This is a genomic window from Sphingobacterium sp. SGG-5 (assembly GCF_011043525.1).
Taxonomy (GTDB): Bacteria; Bacteroidota; Bacteroidia; order Sphingobacteriales; family Sphingobacteriaceae; genus Sphingobacterium.
Genome location: NZ_JAAKGO010000024.1, coordinates 1 through 1,240 on the forward strand (window position 1 = coordinate 1; position 1,240 = coordinate 1,240).

At 52.5% G+C, this 1,240-nt stretch carries 2 protein-coding genes; both read right to left on the reverse strand.

Going from position 1 to position 1,240, the window contains the following annotated elements; translation table 11 throughout:
- Nucleotides 1–561: type IX secretion system membrane protein PorP/SprF (locus G5B30_RS17085; RefSeq protein ID WP_165321223.1), on the reverse strand; the 561-nt coding region annotated here is incomplete at its 3' end.
- A 363-nt stretch (nucleotides 562–924) separates the two neighbouring features.
- On the reverse strand, nucleotides 925–1,240 hold a 316-nt coding region (locus G5B30_RS17090; protein WP_165321224.1), incomplete at its 5' end, for a gliding motility-associated C-terminal domain-containing protein.

Sequence of the window (1,240 nt, forward strand, 5' to 3'; positions counted from 1 at the left end):
GTTCCTGAACTCGTATTCGATATCGTCCGGACGGCTCAGCGAGAACCGCGGCATCGACACACCGAAGTAATAGCGCTCCGGACGGTAGTAGCTCGTCGAGATGCTCAGGAAACCGCCCGTCTCCCGGATGTTGTCCCGGAAGGAAGGATCGTTCTGGTCGTCAATGCTGCTGTAGTCGCCCTGGAAGTGCACGAAGCCGCCGCCCATCGATAGGCTCAGGTACTCATATTCGGTAATGCGTACGGCCTTGGCCACATAGGCCGAGAACTCGCTTTCCTTGGTGACACCGTAGGCGGCATGTTTGGCATCAAGACCTACCGACAGCAGGGCGTTCCGCAGCCCAACGTTGCCGCTCGCCCAGATGGATTTGGGTGCCCCGTCCACGCCCGTCCACTGGCTGCGGCCAAGCATGGAGAAGCTACCGCCAAGGTCCATCGTGCTCAGCGAGCTGTTGAAGGTGTTGCGGAGCTGGCCGAACTGGTTGTAGCTCACGCCGTGTTGGGCCCTGAGGGTGAAAGGCAGCAGCGCTAATACTGTGAATAGGGTTATGTATTGTTTCATATATTCTTTTTATCTTTTGTTTCTCGTCTCTTTTTATTGCTCTAATTCTTTATTTCTTTTTCTCTTCCCTGTCTTTTTTATCACTCGAGCCGCGATGGGGCTTCTCTTACTTTTTTGGCCGTCAAAAAAGTAACAAAAAACTCGTCGCTGTACCGGCCCGCTACAATGTCTCTTCCTTCCTGCTATCCGCGACCCGCTGAGGCGACATTTTAATTAGTTGTACGGTTTCTGCTTCTTCTCCTTATTCCTTATTCGCTTCCTTCTGCAAACCGCACCTGATAACTGACTACTAACACCTTGTAACTCCGTAAGCAATTGTAACCTTGTAACTATATAACTCCGTAACCATGTAAAACCAAGGAACTAATGCCTGCGGACAACAAAGAACCCTTTCTCGCGTTTCCATGTGCCGCCGTCCTTGATGTCGAGGTAATAGTAATATGTACCGTCGCGTACAGTGCGGCCACCGGGGAACACGTTGTTCCGGTTGTCGTATTCTTCTATCTCCGCCATCACCTTGCCGGACTTGTCAAAGATCGTCACTTTGTTCTCCGGGTAGTCACGTACCCCTTCGATCATCAGGAAGTCGTTGATCCCGTCGCCGTTGGGCGATACCGCCTTGTACAGACGGACAGGCAGTGCCGCACCCTCATCGTTGGCTATGCGTACCGTCACCGAG